Origin of the sequence: Arenibacter latericius DSM 15913 (assembly GCF_000424985.1) — a bacterium.
Lineage (GTDB): Bacteria > Bacteroidota > Bacteroidia > Flavobacteriales > Flavobacteriaceae > Arenibacter > Arenibacter latericius.
Map to the genome: position 1 here is coordinate 1 of NZ_AUKX01000005.1, position 19481 is coordinate 19481.

Sequence of the window (19481 nt, forward strand, 5' to 3'; positions counted from 1 at the left end):
CCGTAGCTGAAAGTTTTTTTAAGACCATAAAATATGAATGTATCCATAGACACAACTTTAAGACCTACTTACAAGCTTATCAAATTATTGGAAACTACGTAAATTGGTATAATAATGTTAGAATACATTCTGCCTTGGACTATAAAACACCGACAGAAAAGGAATTAGAACTAAAAATCAAAAACATGTATAATGTAGCATAAAACATTGTACCAAAATTATTAGGTAGTCCAGGAGGTAGGCGGCCTGGACGGTGCGGCCGTGTAGATTTCACATCCTAATAAGCTAATACATTAAAGTCCAACGCTACAGCTGGCTCCTCTAAACATAAGGTACTCCGGTACCTTAGTTTGTCGGCCCTGGTTCGTTTTTTATTCATGGCTTGTATATTGTTTTTTTAAAAGGAATTCATGAATGCTGCGCATTTCATCAATGGAAAAAATGAACAGAATTAGTTTTTAGAACAGAACTAATCATTTTTATAAATAAATCCAATGAAAAGTATAACTAAATCCATCAAAAATACTGGACAGTTTAAGTTTAGTCATATGATAATGGACAGTGAACAGTGAACAGTAAACAGTTAGCAATAAACAATGGGTACGTCACTGATATAGGTTAACCACTATTAAGGCAACTACCTCGGAGCAAGCCCGCCTGAATTCTACGGGCAGGCCTCGGAGCATTGCAATCTCGATTATCCCCTAGAAAAAATTAATCACCTCCTTTCAATAGAGGAAGGTGGTTTGCAATGATATTTTATAATTGCTAAAAATATCATTATTCTCTTAATTAAGCGGGGTATATTAATAAGTCGAGACCATCTGTGAAGACCTCTTATCAATAGCATTTACCTGACTCGCGAACTCCTACTAATCATTAATCTTACTACTCAGTATCATGTCCAAATTTTCTAATCAACCAATTGTTACATTGATAAATTAATACATTGACATATTATTCCTCAACCATCTCTACCGTTGCTACAGTTCTAAAGCCCAAATGCTCTAAGGACGAATCTATACTAGAGGCCATTCTTGAAGATATCCTATAACTAGCGCAATAGGAGGCGTTACACAGAAAAGATCCTCCTTTCATTACCTTTTCCTTAGCATAAGGCATATTGGGGTTGTAAGGCGTTTTAGCACCGGTAGGATTTACCTCAATAGTATTTTTAGCTGCAACTTCTTTATAATAATTCGTATTGTACCAATCGCTTGTCCATTCCCATACGTTGCCTGCCATATCGTACAATCCAAAATCATTAGGGGGATAGGATTTTACTTGAGCTCTTGTTTCAAATCCGTCTGCCATGGTATTTGTCACAGGAAATTCGCCTTCCCAAGTATTTGCCATTTGCGATAGAACGGTATCGTTATCGCCCCAAAAATAAATACTTCCCTCTTTCTTACCTCGGGCTGCTCTCTCCCACTCTGCTTCTGTAGGTAAACGTCTTCCTGCCCATTCGCAATAAGCCAATGCATCTTCATAGGCCACTTGTACCACAGGATAATTTTCTTTCCCTTTTATGGAACTCCCAGGACCGTTTGGATGTTTCCAATTGGCACCAATAGTCCAATGCCACCATTGTGAAAAATCATACAGATTAGGCACTGACGTCTTTGTTTTTTTAAAGGTAAGTGCACCAGGTTGTAAAATGGAATCGTGTGGTTTTGGGGTACCTTCCGGGACTTGTTTCTTCATCTCTTCCCAATCTATAGCCCTTTCTGCCACCGTTACATACCCAGTTTCCTTTACAAATTTGGCAAATTGTGCATTGGTAACTTCGGTGATATCCATAAAAAAACCGTCTAATCTAACCTTATGGGCAGGCTTTTCATGATGCATGGCAATTTCATCCTGGGGCACAGCTCCTTGTGTAAATTCTCCTCCAGGGATCCATACCATACCTTTTGGTGTTTTCACCTCTTTTGGTTGCTCTATCAAGAGTTCTACTTTCTCTTCTATAGAGGGGGAATCATTCGTTATTACCGAGTTTTCCACTTCTTTAGAGACCGCATTCTTATTATTTTCCTTGCATTGGATGATGCTTGCCAATACTAAAAATACACCTATCAACTTTATATATTGCATTACACTATTTTTATCAATAATTAAATTTAAATCCAAAACTACAAGTAGTGTTTGGGAATACTCTAATTAACTTAATTAATTTTTAAATCAATTGGAACAGCTATTATCGGTCTCCTACAGTGATTATTTAATGGACACCTTATTTACTAGGGTATAGCTGCCTTCCGTATAACGAAATTGTTCCTGAACTCTAATCCTGATCGATGAATTCCATCTCATAGTCACTTCCTGCTACCGTCATAATAGCATTATAGATATACTCACTCACCAATTTCTGACCCTCAAAATTAATATGTTCCACTGTATCTTCAGGCGTATGGTATTGGGGATGCCCACCGGTATGGATACCTAGTACGGAAATACCTTTTTTATAAAACGAAACATGATCAGATCCTCCTACGGAACCAGCATGAACAATAGGGGTTAGTCCTAATGGAGGTGCTAATTCCTTCATGAGCTCCATCCCGCCAGGAAAGGTCCCTGCACCTCCCATATAAACGTGATTCTCGTGGTTTAGCCTTCCCACCATATCCATATTAATCATCAATTTAATTTGGGATAGTGGTACCACGGAATTTTCCACAAAATACCTACTTCCAACTAATCCTTGTTCCTCTGCACCAAATGCCACTAAAAGAATAGATCGTTTTAAATCCGATTTATTTGCCATTAGTTTTTCTGCTATTTCCAATAAGGCGGATGTTCCACTAGCATTATCATCTGCCCCGTAATGAATAGCGATCTTATCAGATTTAGAAGAAGGCCCTCCTCCCATACCAAGATGATCGTAATGAGCGCCTAGGACTATATATTCATTTTTTAACACGGGATCATTCCCTTCTATTAAACCAATAACATTCCAGGTCTTTACTTCCTTTTTAGGCTCCTCCCCTTCTTTTACCCGCAGTTTTGTTTTAAAAGCCTGCTTATACGAGCGATTAAATGCAGGAATTCCCGAATTTTTAAAGTCCTTTATGATATAGGAAACTATTTTCCTATTAATCTTGCCTCCAGGGTAACGACCTAACTTATTTTCAGAAGTCAGGAAAACAATATGATCCTCTAATTCTTTTTCTGTAATATCGGCCTGAGCGATTGAAAAATTAACTCCTAATAAGACAATTATCAAGGTGATATAAAATCTACTCTTACAAAACTCCATAAACATATAATACAATTTTTATAAGTGGGTAAAATTAGCACTATTTCCACTTTTAAAGGCATAGCCCCCCCCTTTCAATAGGGATTTAATTCATTTTCAAATCAACCCATTTTCAAATTAACCAATTGCACATTAACTCATTGGTACATTAACACATTGGTACATTGGTTTACTAACCCTTTTCCAAATCATCAAATTAACCCATTTACAAATCAACCAATTGCTACATTTTTAATTCAACACATTGCTCCATTAACACATTGGTACATTGATTCATTGGTATATTGATTTACTAACCCTTTTCCAAATCATCAAATTAACCCATTTTCAAATTAACCAATTGCTACATTTTTAATTCAACACATTGCTCCATTAACACATTAGTACATTAATACATTGATACATTAACCATTTTCCAAATCATCAAATTAACCCATTTACAAATCAACCAATTGCTACATTAACTCATTGGTAAATTGGTACATTGGCACATTAATTTGTTGGAACATTTACCATCCCTTCCTGTAAGCCGGGAATTTTAAATCTATCGTTATCTGGTTCGGTATGTTCTTGTTCTAATATTTCAGCTGCCCGTGCAATTATTTCCGGATGTTCTGCTGCTATATTCGTGGTCTCCCCAATGTCTGTTTTAAGGTTGTAGAGTTCTATTGTAGATTCCCTTATAGGGTCTTTCAAGTTTGTTCTCACTACTTTATAATCCCCCATACGTATAGCCAACTGTCCGCCATACTCAGGAAATTCCCAGTACAGAAATTCGTGCTGATCTTGCTTATCATCAGACAGCAAAGTAGGCATAAAGCTAATTCCATCTGAATGTGCTAGACTTTCATATCCTGCAACATCACCTAGGGTAGCCATTACATCATAATGCACAGAAACATGGTCTGTTGTGCTTCCTGCTTTTATACGTCCTGGCCACGAAGCAATCATAGGAACTCGAATACCTCCCTCATAAACAAACCCTTTTCCTCCACCCCGTTCACTTTTAAAAGGTTCTGCACTATTAAACCATGGGGAGTCTGTTCCTCCGTTAAATGTAGGTCCATTATCAGAAGTAAAAACGATTAAGGTATTCTCATAAATACCTTCTTCCTTTAATTGAGCTACTAACTTACCAATGTTTTCATCCAAATAGGAAATCATTGCGGCATAACCGGCATGCGGAGTTTGATGTGGAAAATAACCTCGCCCCCCTAAATAAGGGGTTTCTTCCCCAAATTTATTCACATAATAATCTACCCATTTCTGCGGGGCTTGTATTGGTGCGTGGGGAATAGGAGTTGCCCAATACACAAAAAACGGATTCTCCTTATTATTAACCACAAAACTGCTCAGCTCATTAAAAATAAGGTCAGGAGCATATTCATTTAGCGTGTAATTTGCATAACTATTAGGATCATTGATATCTGCTCCTTTCGGCAACTTTGTGTTGGGTGCAATAGTATCGTTGTTTAGATGTACCCTATTTGCATTCTTGTATAAATGCAAAGGGTAATAGGTATGTGCCTGTCTCTGACAGTTATATCCGAAAAAGTAATCGAATCCCATTTTTGTAGGGATAGAATTGGTGTGCGGCGCCCCAAGTCCCCATTTGCCAAAAATACCGGTCTTATAACCTACTTCTTTTAATTTCTTTGCTATAGTAATGGTACTATCGGGCATGGGACGCTGACCTTCTAAAGTAGAGTCCTTGGCCATAGCGGCATAGTTCCACACCTGTCCCCGATCTCCCCATTCGTCATTACCCCTTATATGTGCCTTTCCAGAATGGGTCCCTGTGAGCAACATGTATCTTGCAGGCGCACAAACAGGTGCACTGGTATAATGTTGAGTAAATAACATTCCCTCTTTTGCCAAAGCATCTATATTGGGGGTCTCTATTTTCTCCTGTCCGTAGGCTCCTATCTCAGCGTAACCAAGATCATCAGCCAAAATATAAATGATATTGGGTCTGGAGTCGCTAATTGCTTTTTCCTTACCATTCTTATTGTCTTCCTTACATGAAAATAACTGAAGAGAGATTACTAAAATAAAAATTGACTTACGCATGGTTATCTTGGTTGTGGTTTGTATTCAGTTTTCAGGGGGGGGCAAACCCAATTTGTAGATTTAACATTTATTAAATATGAAATTTACACATTCTCAAATCATCAAATTAACTAATTTCTACGTTACAGCTTTTCTAGCGAAGTAAAATCTATCTGTGGTTGGACTCCATTTGCCGTTCTCTCATGAAAGGTGTCTACTGTAGTCATTTCATCAAAAAATCCACAATTTTTCATAAAGAAGGTATTTCCCTTTACTCCACCGGCATAATCGTCCCTAGATCCCTTTCTTGCTGTGGCGTCTGCAGTGAATTTTGCTTTGGTTAGCTCATGCCACTCTCCATTGGTATCCATTATCCATTGGTTGCCATAATGTGCCATCCTGGATACGGGTCCCATTTCGGTTCTAAAATTCTCTAAAAATGAGTGTGGCCTTTTTAGATAAGTACTAGTATGTGGTCTCCTAAATCCGGCGATTAAATTCCACTCCTCCGTTTCGGCATCATAAAAATAGGCAGTATAGTCGGTGGAATTATTTTCCGAAGGCTCCCCTTTCAATAAAAATCGGTAGGTCTTTCCTGCTTTCCAATTAAACACCTTATAACTCTGTCCGCCAGAACCTTCGTTGCCAAATTCCCCTGTAGTTACACCCTCTCCTTTACCTAATAAAATAATCTTATACTCCTCTGGAATACTTTTAGGATCTTGGGTTTCATACGGACTCCATACAGAAAACAATATTCTTCTTTCCGTAGGGGAATTCACCTGAATTCCAAAATAACCTTCCCCAAATCCATTGGCCATATAGTAGGTTCCAATAACATCTTCCTTTTCGGGAACGGTAATTTCATTATAAAACCAAAGAATATCTTTCTTTTCTGGCACTGCGTAATTTAAGTGAACCGAAGGCCCTCTACGTCCCCAATAAAAGTCTTCTTTTACATAAGTAATATCCCCTTCCGTTGCTGCTCCACCTACAAGCACATCATTAATCTCCGCAAAACTATCTCCTGATTTATTCACTCCTTGTAATTCTACAAAATGATAACCCGGTTCCTCTATTTTAAAAGTGCCAGCTTCTACAGTTTCAAAATTGGCATTTGCTACTTCAATAGTTTTAGACACATCTCCTACAGTTATTTTTAGAGTAGAAGTTCCTGCAGGGACTTTTAAGCTTAGTCCCACATTTAAATCTCCCGTTTCTTCTGTCTTAAAATAGGTCCTTATAATATCGTCAGAATCTTTCCAATCCCGTATTCCCGCATCGGATATAACCTTATGATTCTGTTCTAGATTATTCACAATCCAACTGTTCCCCCCAGGCTTTATAGCTACAGGAAGATCTAATGACTTAGTAACCTCTTCTAGATTTTTAGTATTCTTTGGCAAAGAGTTACAGGAAGTGCTTAAAAGAAATAGTGAACCAAATGCAATAGGTATAAGCTGTTTGCATGATTTTACAAAAATGGTAGAGCTCTTAATTGGGCTGAAGGACATGGTTTTAATCATAAATTAGTTCCGTTTATTTTAAAAATAGGGTTCGTTAGGTCTTTATGCCTGTTTTTATAAAGGCATATTTGATTTTCAAAACTAGCTAATCCCACTTCAAAAACATAGCAAAAAATAAATTAAACCAATTTTCTTAAAACACATTGGTCCCTTAACAATATTGAATAAAAAGTAACTAATTTAGAAATTGATTATACGAAAATGCATCTAAAGCGCTAATAAACTGTCGTTATTTGAAGCATTTTATTTTATAGTAAGTTTACTTAGATTCAAAGTCGGTTGGATTTATCAAGTCTGTTTTACCCTTATATTTTCCTGGGGTTACCCCATACTCCTTTTTAAAGGTTTTGGAAAAATACTTAGAGTCATTAAAACCTACTAAGAAAGCAGTTTCAGACACAGAATAGTTACACTCGGCAAGCAAAACAGCGGCCTTTTTTAAGCGCATGGTTCTAACAAAATCTACAATCTTTTTACCAGTTAAACTCTGGAATTTCCTGTAAATAGCAGAATAACTCATATTTAGCTTAGCGGAAAGATCTTCTAGCTTAAAGTCCGGATTACTAATTTCTTCTTCTATCAGGCCAACTAGTTTTTCCAAAAAGATCTCATCCTGAGATTTGTTAGGTCCACCCTTAGGCGTAGTAATTAAATCGTTTTTATACTTTAAAACCAATCGATCATTTTTGGTTACTATATTGTTTACTTTAAGAATTAATTCGTTTGTTTTAAACGGTTTCCCTATAAATTCTATAGCCCCTGCACGTAGCCCTTTTAATTTGCTCTGCTCTGTCTTTTTTGCTGTCAGCATTATAATGGGAATATGAGCCGTAGCCTCATTTTTCTGAAGCGCAGTACTCATCTCTATACCATCCATTTTTGGCATCATCACATCCGTAATAATAATGTTTGGTTGATTCTCCATGGCCATCTGTAAGCCTTCTTCCCCATTTTCAGCCAAAACCACATTATAATATCCCATAAAAAGATCGCGCAAGGATATTTGCAATTCATAGTTATCTTCAACTATAAGAATCGTTTTATTAAGTCTCTTTGGTTGCTCCTGTGATTCTGCAATAATAAGGTCGTGGTTTTCCTTAGCTATTGGGAATTCCAATACTTCCAATTGATTTTCAGTTTCAGATGTAATTGCTTTTCCTTTTATTATAGGCAAATAAACGCTAAAGCAGGTACCTTCATCTAATTCCGATTTAACATCAATTTTTCCATCGTGTAATTCTACAAGCTCTTTAATTAATGCTAATCCTATTCCTGTTCCTATCTTTTGTTTCCCAGAATCGGCCTGATAAAACAATTGAAAAATATTTTCCAATTCGTTTTTTGGAATACCTGGACCAGAATCGGCAACACTTATTTTTATCATCCGTTCTCCTTCTTTCTTTGCTTCTTCTACCTTAAACGAAATAGCACCCATTTTTGGGGTGAATTTAAAGGCGTTGGATAACAAATTAAATACAATGTGTTCTAATTTATCCCTATCGTACCTCATTATCAAATCCTGCTTAGGATAACTACAATTATAATTGATTCCCTTAAATTTTGCCTGCTCATTAAAAGCACTAGCATATTCTTTTAAATCTTCTATAATATTATATTCTGTTGGGCGAAGCGTTAATTTATCCAATTCTTTATCTCTCAAAGAAGTGAGTTCAAAAACAATACGCGACAATCTTTTCGCATTATTTGATATTAACCGGAGTCGCTGTTGCAGCAATTCATTTCCACTATTTACGGCACGTGCCATCATATCTTCTAATGGAATTAAAATCAGGGTTAATGGCGTTTGGATCTCATGTGACATTTTTGCAAAGAAATTCAGTTTCAAGGCATACAACTCCTTTTCATGATGGTGTTGAAGCTCCTCTGCCTGTAAGCGATTTCTAAATTTAATCCACATAAATATACCATAAAGTATTCCTAAAGCGAGTAGAGCATAAAATAGATGTGCCCAACCCGTATTCCAAAAAGGTTCTGAAATATGAATAGCAACCGACTTTTGACCTATATCCCAATTTCCGGTCTTGGTTCCCGCCCTTACTTCAAAGGTATAATCTCCAGGGGGAATATTAGTATAGGTAGCTAAACGTTCCTTCCCCGCAAAAATCCATGAATCATTAAAACCTTTCAGTCGGTAAGCATAATTATAGTTGGGAAAAAGAATATTGTCCATTGCCAAGAAGCGAAAGGAAAAAGAGGACTGATCATAGTTTAGTGACAATTGTTCAATATTCTCTATACCATCTTGTAGTTGTTCTGGAACGACCTCAATAGCAGGTTGGTTTAAAATCTCCATTCCCTCCATGAACAATTCAGCAGCGTACTGCTCCTTCTCCACCATTTCTGGCTTAAAATAGTTAACACCGTTTAAGCCTCCAAAATAAAAGTTTCCATCAATTCCTTTGTGTGCACTCCGTTGCATAAAGAAATCATTCTGTAGGCCGTCCCTTTCCTGATAAACCTTGGTAATGGAATCTGAAATGTTATAATGCCATAGACCTGTAGTAGAGCCCAACCATAAATTATCTTCATCGTTTTGTAGCACCGATCTAAATACAGGCGATTTAGGGGTCTTATCAAAATCATCATCAGTGGTATTTTGCAGATTCACCAGTTCAAATTCTTCCTTATAAATATCAAATTTCGCCAGTCGTCCATTAAATGATACTAACCAAATAGTCTTATCTCCAACGCAAGACATTGCCAAGATATCATTGTTTTTATTGGTTAATTCCTCCTCAGTCAATCGAGTATACCTTCTAAAAGTGGATCTAGAAATATCTGTCTTGTTTTCATTAAATTTAAACAAGCCACCCCCATTGGTGGCAACCCATATAGTCCCATTTGTATCTTCCACGAGACTTTGGGATATATTACCCACTAAACCATTAGAGTTATTCTTAAACTTCACCAAAAGGGTTTTACTGTCCAAATAAACAAACAAGCCCTGATCCGTAGTTACCCACATTCTTTTCTTGGAATCCCGAAAAATAAATCGGACATCTTGTACACTATGTCCATCTACATCTATTAAAGGCTTTTTCTGGAAGCTTTTTTGCCTACTATTATATATGTGCAGCCCGTTCTGATAGGTCCCTACCCAAATATTATGATCCTCATCTTCATTTATAGAATGAATATAGTAGCCTTTATCATTTAATGTATTCTCGAAAAATTGTTGACTAGGTCCTACAGGGGGCACCTTTGCAAGTCCTTCCCCATCGGTACCAATCCATAAAACCCCATCACTCGCCTTAAAGGAAGATAAAATACGTGCTGGTTTTAAACTAACTGTTCCTGGATGGTAATAAATATGATTATCCGATTTCCTTAGTACATTTATATTACCATAATTGGTGAGCACCCAAAGATTGTTTCTTAAATCTTCATTAATATCAATCACGGTATTGGTACTTAAAGAAAACTTTTTTAAAATATTGTGCTTATAGGTGGTTAATTCTCCTGAAATAGGGTCTACTCTATACAGGCCGTTCCCATCCGTACCCAACCAAACAAAACCGTCCACATCACAATACATGGAAGTAAACAATTCATTAATTTGCCCATAAGGCTGATCTTTAAAAAGGGCATTTTGAATAAAGGCTTCCTTTTTAAAATCGTAAACTAAAATTCCTAAGCTAACATAAGATGAGCCAATCCACAACCTATCTTGCTTGTCTAACATTAACAAAGTATTGTCGGACAAAGAATAATTATAAGGAAAATCTAATACCTCTGTATCTTTAGATTCTAGGTTATAGGTATAAATAGGCCCTTTATAGGTACTTAGAATTATCTGCTTAGATTTCCTAACCGCCATGGAACTTATGCCATATCTTCCATGCCCAGAAATAGGAATACTAGTTATACTATCCATTGTACCATTGGCATGGTCATAAGAATACACTTCACCGGTTTTTGTAGCCATCCAAATTTTATCACCTTCAGGATACACTACTTCAATTGGGTAGTTCTCAACAAAGCCTTCTATATATTGATCTATAGACAAAAAGGTTCCATTCTTTTGTAAGAAGGAAAGGTCCCCATTTAGGGAAAGCGCCCATACAACAGCATTACCGTCCTTAAACACCGATTTTACTTCATCTGAGAAATTGGTATTATTAAAAATTTGATCTCTAGGAATGAATTCAAAATTATAACCATCGTATTTAGAAATTCCAAAGGCATGCGCCAACCAGATATACCCCATATTATCCTGAACTGAATGGGTCACCTTTACACTTTGGTTATCTATATTAAAAGGTAAGCTAACAAAATTGGATGGGCTCTGTGAAAATAGTAATACCGCATTCAAATGCATTAACATCACTGCAAAACACCATCTCCAGTTCACCAACCTAAATTTCTTTTGCATCATAAATATTTCTTAAATATATGGAATTCTAAGCTCTTAAAATTTCTTTATAATTAAACCCATATTAGGGGGATAAATTCAGCGAAAAGGTGGATTTTTTTCACTTAACCCCTATAAATCCTAAAAAACACCCCAACAACGCGAAAATAACACACTTTACTATTTAACACAATCTTAATATTTGTAAAACACTATTTAGTTTAACCAAATTGAGATTATATGAACCAGAGAAGAAACTTTATAAAAAAAACAGCCATTACCTCTGCTGGCATTGCCATCTTACCTAATCTTTCTTTAGGTAATTCAGGAAGGAAAGCTGCGCAAAAATTAAAGGTAGGTGTTATAGGGGTAGGTTTAAGAGGTACTAATCATTTGGTAAACCTTTTAAAAAGAGACGATGTACTGGTAACTGCTATTTGTGATATAGATCAAAACAGAATAACTATAGCACAAAATCATATAGAAAAGGCAGGTCAAAAGAAAGCGAAAGCTTTTGGAAAAAATGATTTAGACTATAGGAACCTCCTGGCTTTGGAAGAAGTAGACGCGGTAGTAATAGCTACTCCATGGTTATGGCATACTAAAATGGCTGTAGATAGCATGAAAGCCGGGAAGTATACTGGTTTAGAAGTCTCTGCTGCTAACACTTTAGAAGAGTGTTGGGACTTAGTAAATACCCATGAAGAAACTGGTAGTCATTTAATGCTACTAGAAAATGTAAACTATAGAAGAGACGTTTTAGCCGTATTAAATATGGTAAAACAAAATGTATTTGGAGAATTATTACACTTCCGCTGTGGTTATCAGCACGATTTAAGGGGTGTAAAATTCAATGATGGAAAAACTGCCTATGGCAAAGGTGCCGAATTTGGTGAAAAGGGAATCTCAGAATCCGCATGGCGTACCCAACATTCCTTACTTAGGAATGCAGATGTATATCCCACCCATGGTTTAGGACCAATAGCCGTTATGGCCGATGTGAATAGAGGTAATAGATTGCTCTCATTAACCTCACACGCTACCAAAGGAGTTGGCCTTAACAAATATATAGTAGAGACAGGTGGTAAAGATCACCCCAATGCTAAATTAAAATTTAAGCAAGGAGATATTATTACCTCTACTGTTGAGACGGCAAATGGGGAGACCATTATTATAACACATAATGTAAACAACCCACATCCTTACTCATTAGGATTTAAGGTACAGGGAGCACAAGGATTAACCGATTTTGATACCCATACCCAAAGAATACATATAGAAGGTGTTACGGAAGGCCATGGCTGGGAAGATATGGACAAATGGTTTGAAAAGTACGACCACCCCTTATGGAAAAAGTATGGTGATGGTGCTACCGAAGCGGGTCATGGTGGAATTGACTTTTTTGTGATAAATGCTTTTGTAGAATCTGCTAAAGAAAATATTGCTCCGCCTATGGATGCTTACGATGCCGCCGCATGGAGTGCAGTAACTCCACTTTCCGAACTTTCTATAGAAAACAATGGGGAACCCCAAGATTTTCCTGATTTCACTAGAGGAAATTGGATTAAGAGGAAACCGTACAACTGGATAAAGGATACCTATTAGGCCTACTTAGCAATGAATAATAATGATGTGTTTAGTTTAAGTTAGTTTTTAATCGCCCATTTCGTAAAAATGGAATGGGCTTTTTTATACCAACCGTAGCTTTAAACACTAGAATAAAATAAACCTGAAACCCAATTAAAATCAATATGAAGAACACGCCTAATCGAATTATTAACTTTAAAATTGACCAAATATTAAGCTAAAATCAATCTAATTCTATGAAACAAAGAGCTATTATTTATGAAAAGAGACCCTATTCGGTTTCTATTAAAAAGCGAAGGAGGTATGATCTTATACTTGCTTCCTTTTTAACCGCTTTATTCTTATTACCATTCAGCAATGCCTACGGTTCCGTTGTTGAGGCTAACGACGATATTAACGTAGCACAACAAACCAGAACCATTACAGGAACTATTACCGATGAAAATGGAACCATTCTATTTGGAGTAAACGTAGTGGTTTTAGGTTCTACAAGAGGAGTTCAATCCAATTTTGATGGAGAGTATTCCATTAAAGCCAATGAAGGTGATATTTTAGAATTCTCTTACCTTGGTATGCAATCTAAAAGAATCACTGTTGCCGATAAAGACGTAATAAATGTAGTCTTGGCAGAAGATGCAGAGGCTTTAGATGAAGTTGTTCTTGTAAGTTTTGGTAAACAAAAGAAAGCCAGTGTTATTTCTTCTGTTTCTACTATAAAGCCTGCCGATTTAAAAATACCTTCTAGTAACTTAACCACCGCATTAGCTGGTAATGTTGCGGGAATGATTGCTTACCAAAGAACTGGTGAGCCTGGAGCAGACAATGCCCAATTCTTTATTAGAGGGGTTACCTCTTTTGGTTATGGAAACAGCCCTTTAATTCTTATTGACGGGGTAGAATTAACCACTCAGGATTTAGCGCGTTTACAGCCAGATGACATTGCTTCTTTCTCCATTATGAAAGATGCAACTGCTACATCATTGTATGGTGCTCGTGGTGCTAACGGGGTAATCTATGTTACTACCAAGGAAGGTGTTGAAGGTCCTGCTAGGATTAGCGCAAGATTTGAGACTACTATGTCCCAAGCTACTCAAAATATAGAGTTCGCAGATCCTATTACCTATATGAGAATGCACAACGAGGCAATAAAAACCAGAGACCCTCTTGGAATATCTAGATACTCTTTAGAAAAGATAGATAAAACTATTGCTGGTGCAAATCCAATCCTTTACCCCGTAACAGATTGGCAAAAGGAATTATTTAAGGATTACACCATTAACAAACGTTTTAACTTCAGTATTAACGGAGGGGGTAAAGTAGCTCAGTACTACGTTTCTTTAGCTGCTAGCCAGGACAACGGAGTTTTAGATGTGCCAAAAGTTAATAACTTTAATAGTAATATTGACTATAAGCAATTTCAATTAAGGTCTAATACCAATATTGCTCTGTCTGAAACTACTAAATTAAAATTGAGTTTTATAGGTAACTATGATGACTACACAGGTCCTTTAGATTCTGGACAAACACTTTACAGAAAAGTTATGCAGAGTAACCCTGTGCTTTTTAGACCTTATTATGAAAAAGATGAATCCAACTCCTATGTAAATCATATTCTTTTTGGAAATTATGACAACGGGAATTATATAAACCCTTATGCTGATATGGTAAAAGGTTATAGAGAGTCTGGTTCTTCTAAAATAATTTCACAAGTTGAGTTAGAGCAAGACCTAAGTGGTTTAGTAGATGGATTAATGGGGAAAGTAATTGTGAACGCTAACAGGGAATCTGGAAATAGTGTAAATAGATCTTATAGACCATTCTTCTACGAGCCTAGAATTAATCCTATTACCGGTAAACAGATCTTGACTCCTATGAATGAGGAAACAGGAACAGAGTATTTAGATTATAATGAAACAGGAAAGTTTGTACTTTCTTCCTCGTATTTAGAATCTTCTTTAACCTACAACAAAGACATTACTGAAGACTATGACCTTTCTGGAATGTTAGTGTTTACTATGAACAACAGAAGAGTTTCTGGTGCCGGAAACCTACAAGCATCCTTGCCTTACAGAAACATGGGACTTGCAGGACGTTTTACTTTTTCTGCACACGAAAAATATTTTGGAGAGTTTACTTTCGGTTACAATGGATCTGAACGTTTCCACAAAAAGGAGCGTTGGGGATTTTTCCCATCCGTAGCTGCCGGTTGGATTGTATCTAATGAAGAGTTCTTTGAAGACTACACAGATGCTGTAAATTTACTGAAATTTAAAGCTACTTATGGTTTGGTGGGTAACGACCAAATAGGTAGTGCTTCCGATAGATTTTTCTATTTATCACAAGTAAACCTTAACGATAATAGGTATGGGTATACAACAGGAAGGGATTTTGATAATTTTACCCCTGGAGTTTCTATCCAAAGATATCCTAATGAAAATATCACTTGGGAAACAGCCACTAAGTTTAACTTAGGTATTGAACTAGGTCTTTTTAATCAATTTACATTGGAGGCAGATTATTTTACCGAGCACAGAACTAATATCCTAGCTAATAGGATTATTACTGCAAGTATGGGATTAGAGAGCAGCGTTAGAGCAAACATCGGTGAAGCTAAAAGTCGTGGTATTGATGGCTCTATAGTGTATAACAATAGTTTCAGTAATGGAATGTGGCTACAAGCAAGAGCTAACTTTACTTATTCTACTAATGAGATCACTAAAATTGAGGAGCCTGATTATACCGATACACCATGGCTTTCTCGTGTTGGGCAGCCTATAAACCAACAATGGGGTTATATAGCTGAACGTTTGTTTGTTGATGAAGAAGAAGTAAAAAACTCTCCCGTTCAAACTTTTGGTGAATATGCAGGAGGTGATATTAAATATAAGGATATTAATGGGGATGGAAGAATTTCTGGATTAGATAGAGTGCCTATTGGAAACCCAACTTCACCAGAAATAGTTTACGGCTTTGGAGCTTCTGCAGGATATAAAGGTTTTGACATTTCTGCATTCTTCCAAGGTTTAGGAAACGAATCCTTCTGGATAGACGCATGGAACACTGCTCCTTTTGTGGACGTATGGCCAGGTGGAGACGCAAACAACCAATTATTAAAAGTTTGGGCAGACAGCTACTGGTCTGAAAACAACAGAGATATCTATGCAAAATGGCCAAGATTGTCTACCTCTAACATAGGTAATAACACCCAAACTAGTACTTGGTTTATGCAAGACGGAACTTTCCTAAGATTAAAATCTTTAGAAATTGGGTACACCCTTCCAGATAGATTATTGGACAAAATGAAAATGAACCAAGTTAGATTTTATGTAACAGGAAATAACTTATTAACCTTCAGTAAGTTTAAACTATGGGATCCTGAAATGGGTGGAAATGGTTTAGGCTATCCTATCCAAAGAGTTATTAATGCAGGAGTTCAAATTTCTTTATAAAAAATACATCATGAGAAAAAATAAATATTTATTAATTTTCTTTTTTGTCGCTATGTTAACATCGTGCGAAAAAGATTATTTAGACATCGTTCCAGATAACCTGGCAACTATTGATCTAGCCTTTTCTAACCAATACAATGCGGAAAAGTATTTAGCTACTTGTTATAGCTATTTGCCAAACGAAAGTGGTATAAATCAGAATCCGGCATTAAATGCCGGGGATGAAATTTGGTATCCAGAAGGACATAGAAATAATAATGGACCTACAGTTGCCCAAGGATTCCAAAATATTAGTAACCCAAGATTTGATTACTGGGTAGGTCGTAATGGAGGTAAATCTTTATATATTGGGATTAGAAATTGTAACATCTTTTTAGAAAATGTTCAAAATGTCCCAGGTGTAGACCAGTACATTAAAGACAAATGGTCCGCAGAGGTAACCTTTTTAAAGGCATACTACCACTTCTATCTAACCCGTATGTACGGGCCAATCGTTATTAATGATAAAGCCATATCCGTTTCTGCAGATACTGAAGATACTAGGGTAACTAGAAATACCTTAGAGGAGTCTTTTGAATATATTATTTCCACTATGGATAAGGCTATTGAAGGTCTGCCAGAAACCCTACAGTTTGAAGATGAGGAATTAGGTCGTATTACCAAGCCCATCGCTGCTGCAGTGAAAGCAAGAGTATTAATGGAATATGCAAGTCCCTTATTCAATGGGAACCCAGTATATAGCAGTTTTACAAACGCAGACGGAGAACCCATGTTTCCAACGAGCTATGACGCCTCTAAATGGCAAAGAGCAGCAGATGCTGCCAAAGAAGCCATTGAATTGGCCGAAGGTGTTGGAGCGTCACTCTTTCAAAAAGAGGATTATTTAGATCCTTTGGAGCAAAATGACACTACCTTATTAAAATCAGCCTTAAGAGGTAGAGTTACAGAAAGATGGAACAAGGAAATAATTTGGGGTTCTACTCAAAACACTGGAGGCCTTCAATCTCAATCTATGCCAAGATTGTATTCGTATACAACTAACCCCGTGGCCTCTAACCACTCTCCAACCTTAAGAGTGGCCGAAATGTACTACTCTGAAAATGGAGTGCCTATTGAAGAGGATATTAATTTTGACTATATCAACAGATATAGAACAAAACAAGCAAATAACAAGGACCGCTTCTATATTGAGCCAGGACAAAGTACAGCTGTTTTAAACTTTAATAGGGAAGCTAGATTTTATGCAGATCTTTCTTTTGATAGAGGTGTTTGGTTTGGAAACGGAAGAGAATTAGATACCGATCCTTGGTATATCCGTGCAAGAAGAGGAGAGTTTGCATCCATCTTTGAAATCAACAACCATTCTCCTACTGGTTACTGGCCTAAAAAGTTAGTTAGCATGAAAACAACAGTTAAAAATGGAACATCATTAAGTGCATATACTTATTCATTTCCAATAATTCGTTTAGCAGACCTTTATTTATATTATGCTGAAGCGCTTAATGAAGTGAAATCTGCTCCTGATAATGAAGTATACGAATATATTGATCTAGTAAGGGAAAGAGCTGGATTAGACGGAGTAGTAAACAGTTGGGCACAGCACTCAAAAGATCCAGCCAAACCTACTACCAAAGAAGGGATGAGAGAGATCATTCAGCGTGAAAGAATGATAGAAATGGCTTTTGAAGGCAACAGGTATTGGGATCTTAGAAGATGGAAATTGTTAGAACAGCATATGAACAAACCTATTAAAGGATGGAGTGTTTTGGTAAATCCTTTAGACGATTACTATACGGTTAGGGTATTGCATAACCCTACCTTTAATCAAAAGGATTATTTATGGCCTATTAAAGAAGAGGAATTAATTAACAATCCAAACCTTCAACAAAATCCAGGTTGGTAAAAATGAATTTTATAATTTAATATTATCATAACTAGATTTAGAACAAAATGTTAGATACAGTGTCCCGAAAAATTTCGGGACACTTAACAACAACAACAACATTAAATTACAAACAGATGAAAAAAATAATAAGCCTCATGTTCATCAGCCTATTTATCATGGCTGGTTGCGAAGAAGATTACGAACATTTGCCGTCTACTAAAGATGCTGTTGCGCCTAAGCCAATAGAAAATCTTCAGTACGAACCAATAAACGGTGGATTTAATATTATATATGATATTCCTTCAGACAAGGATGTACTCTATGTAAAAGCTACCTATACGAATACTAAAGGAGAAACCTCTGAAGTCCGCGCTTCTGCCTACAAAAACAAACTACAAATCGTAGGGTTTGGAGATACTACAGAAAGAACTATTAATGTTTATGTAGTTGACCGATCTGAGAATATTTCTAAGCCTGTAACTTTTACAGCTCAGCCATTAGAATCCCCTGTAAATGTTATTAAAGAAACAATGAGCATTACAGCAGATTTTGGTGGGGCTAAGTATCAATGGCTTAATGAATTAGAAACTCCTATTTCAATATTACTATTCACAGAGAATGAAGAAGGTGAATGGCAAGAAATAAGAACGGTTTACACTTCACAGGCAGAAACAAGCACTTCTATAAGAGGATTTGAATCGGTACCTACGAAATTTGCTGCCCTTATCAGAGATAGGTATGACAATACTACAGATACCATTTACCCTGCTACACCGGATAAGAAATTGACCCCACTATTCGAGGAGCGTTTGGACAAAACAAAGTTTAAAAAAGTTGTTTTTGCTGATGATACCAATTGGGATGCTTGGGAAGGTGATTATTATCACTTATTTGATGAAAAAATGGAAACCATTGTTCATACTCAAGGAGATCACCCTTCTCCACAAATCTACTCCATAGATCTTGGCGTTGTAGTAAAACTTAGTAGGTTTACTTTGCATCAAAGAGCATCTCATGGAACGTCACATGCTTACACTCACGGAAATCCAAAAACGTACACAGTTTACGGAGCTAAGGAAATACCTGAAGAACCCGATAATTTAGATAACTGGATTTTATTAAGAGAGTGCGAATCAATTAAGCCCTCGGGCTTACCAATAGGTCAAAATACAGATGAGGATTTAGACCATTTCCTTGCTGGTGACGAATATACTTTCGACGATTCTCACGAAATTAGATATTTCAGACTAGCGGTACACGACACTTGGGATGGTGCTGGATACGTAAACGCATCACAAATTACCTTCTGGGGAAATATAATTAGCGAATAGAATGCTTTTAACTGAAATGTGACTTA

10 protein-coding genes are annotated in these 19481 nt (G+C 36.7%); 5 read left to right on the forward strand and 5 right to left on the reverse strand.

All coding sequences use genetic code 11. From position 1 onward, the window contains the following. Window positions 1-203: IS3 family transposase (locus tag H344_RS19655; protein WP_034256101.1), on the forward strand; the 203-nt coding region annotated here is incomplete at its 5' end. A 754-nt stretch (window positions 204-957) separates the two neighbouring features. Here H344_RS19655 and H344_RS0103165 read toward each other — a convergent pair. The 5 genes from H344_RS0103165 to H344_RS0103185 all read right to left on the reverse strand — a co-directional run bounded on the left by H344_RS0103165 (window position 958) and on the right by H344_RS0103185 (window position 11227). Continuing rightward, a complete protein-coding gene (locus H344_RS0103165) occupies window positions 958-2094 on the reverse strand; it encodes a formylglycine-generating enzyme family protein (protein WP_026808958.1) in 1137 nt (378 codons plus the stop codon). A 190-nt stretch (window positions 2095-2284) separates the two neighbouring features. Beyond that, window positions 2285-3256, reverse strand: a complete 972-nt coding sequence (locus H344_RS0103170; RefSeq protein WP_084148733.1) for a M28 family metallopeptidase — start codon at window positions 3254-3256, stop codon at window positions 2285-2287. A gap of 492 nt (window positions 3257-3748) precedes the next feature. Further along, window positions 3749-5326 carry an arylsulfatase gene (locus tag H344_RS0103175; RefSeq protein WP_034256102.1) on the reverse strand — a complete coding sequence of 526 codons (1578 nt, stop codon included), beginning with the start codon at window positions 5324-5326 and terminating at the stop codon, window positions 3749-3751. A 122-nt stretch (window positions 5327-5448) separates the two neighbouring features. Continuing rightward, window positions 5449-6831, reverse strand: a complete 1383-nt coding sequence (locus tag H344_RS0103180; RefSeq protein WP_240484937.1) for a DUF3472 domain-containing protein — start codon at window positions 6829-6831, stop codon at window positions 5449-5451. Between the two features lie 259 nt (window positions 6832-7090). Beyond that, window positions 7091-11227 carry a hybrid sensor histidine kinase/response regulator transcription factor gene (locus tag H344_RS0103185; protein ID WP_026808962.1) on the reverse strand — a complete coding sequence of 1379 codons (4137 nt, stop codon included), beginning with the start codon at window positions 11225-11227 and terminating at the stop codon, window positions 7091-7093. A 216-nt stretch (window positions 11228-11443) separates the two neighbouring features. Here H344_RS0103185 and H344_RS0103190 point away from each other — a divergent pair, with 216 nt between their 5' ends. The 4 genes from H344_RS0103190 to H344_RS0103205 all read left to right on the forward strand — a co-directional run bounded on the left by H344_RS0103190 (window position 11444) and on the right by H344_RS0103205 (window position 19455). Continuing rightward, entirely contained in the window at window positions 11444-12808 is a 1365-nt protein-coding gene (locus tag H344_RS0103190) for a Gfo/Idh/MocA family protein (RefSeq protein ID WP_026808963.1), read from the forward strand. 218 nt (window positions 12809-13026) lie between these two features. Beyond that, window positions 13027-16239, forward strand: a complete 3213-nt coding sequence (locus H344_RS0103195) for a SusC/RagA family TonB-linked outer membrane protein (protein WP_084148728.1) — start codon at window positions 13027-13029, stop codon at window positions 16237-16239. 10 nt (window positions 16240-16249) lie between these two features. Then, complete coding sequence (locus tag H344_RS0103200) at window positions 16250-18142, forward strand: RagB/SusD family nutrient uptake outer membrane protein (RefSeq protein WP_034256111.1); 1893 nt, start codon at window positions 16250-16252, stop codon at window positions 18140-18142. 116 nt (window positions 18143-18258) lie between these two features. After that, entirely contained in the window at window positions 18259-19455 is a 1197-nt protein-coding gene (locus tag H344_RS0103205; RefSeq protein WP_169514946.1) for a DUF5000 domain-containing lipoprotein, read from the forward strand. The last annotated feature ends 26 nt before the right edge of the window (window positions 19456-19481 follow it).

Bases quoted from the DNA above. Each gene is read 5' to 3' on its own strand.
- H344_RS0103185 (WP_026808962.1), bottom strand. From the start codon at position 11,227: ATGATGCAAAAGAAATTTAGGTTGGTGAACTGGAGATGGTGTTTTGCA.
- H344_RS0103195 (WP_084148728.1), top strand. From the start codon at position 13,027: ATGAAACAAAGAGCTATTATTTATGAAAAGAGACCCTATTCGGTTTCT.
- H344_RS0103190 (WP_026808963.1), top strand. From the start codon at position 11,444: ATGAACCAGAGAAGAAACTTTATAAAAAAAACAGCCATTACCTCTGCT.
- H344_RS0103165 (WP_026808958.1), bottom strand. From the start codon at position 2,094: ATGCAATATATAAAGTTGATAGGTGTATTTTTAGTATTGGCAAGCATC.
- H344_RS0103180 (WP_240484937.1), bottom strand. From the start codon at position 6,831: ATGATTAAAACCATGTCCTTCAGCCCAATTAAGAGCTCTACCATTTTT.
- H344_RS0103170 (WP_084148733.1), bottom strand. From the start codon at position 3,256: ATGGAGTTTTGTAAGAGTAGATTTTATATCACCTTGATAATTGTCTTA.
- H344_RS0103200 (WP_034256111.1), top strand. From the start codon at position 16,250: ATGAGAAAAAATAAATATTTATTAATTTTCTTTTTTGTCGCTATGTTA.
- H344_RS0103175 (WP_034256102.1), bottom strand. From the start codon at position 5,326: ATGCGTAAGTCAATTTTTATTTTAGTAATCTCTCTTCAGTTATTTTCA.
- H344_RS0103205 (WP_169514946.1), top strand. From the start codon at position 18,259: ATGAAAAAAATAATAAGCCTCATGTTCATCAGCCTATTTATCATGGCT.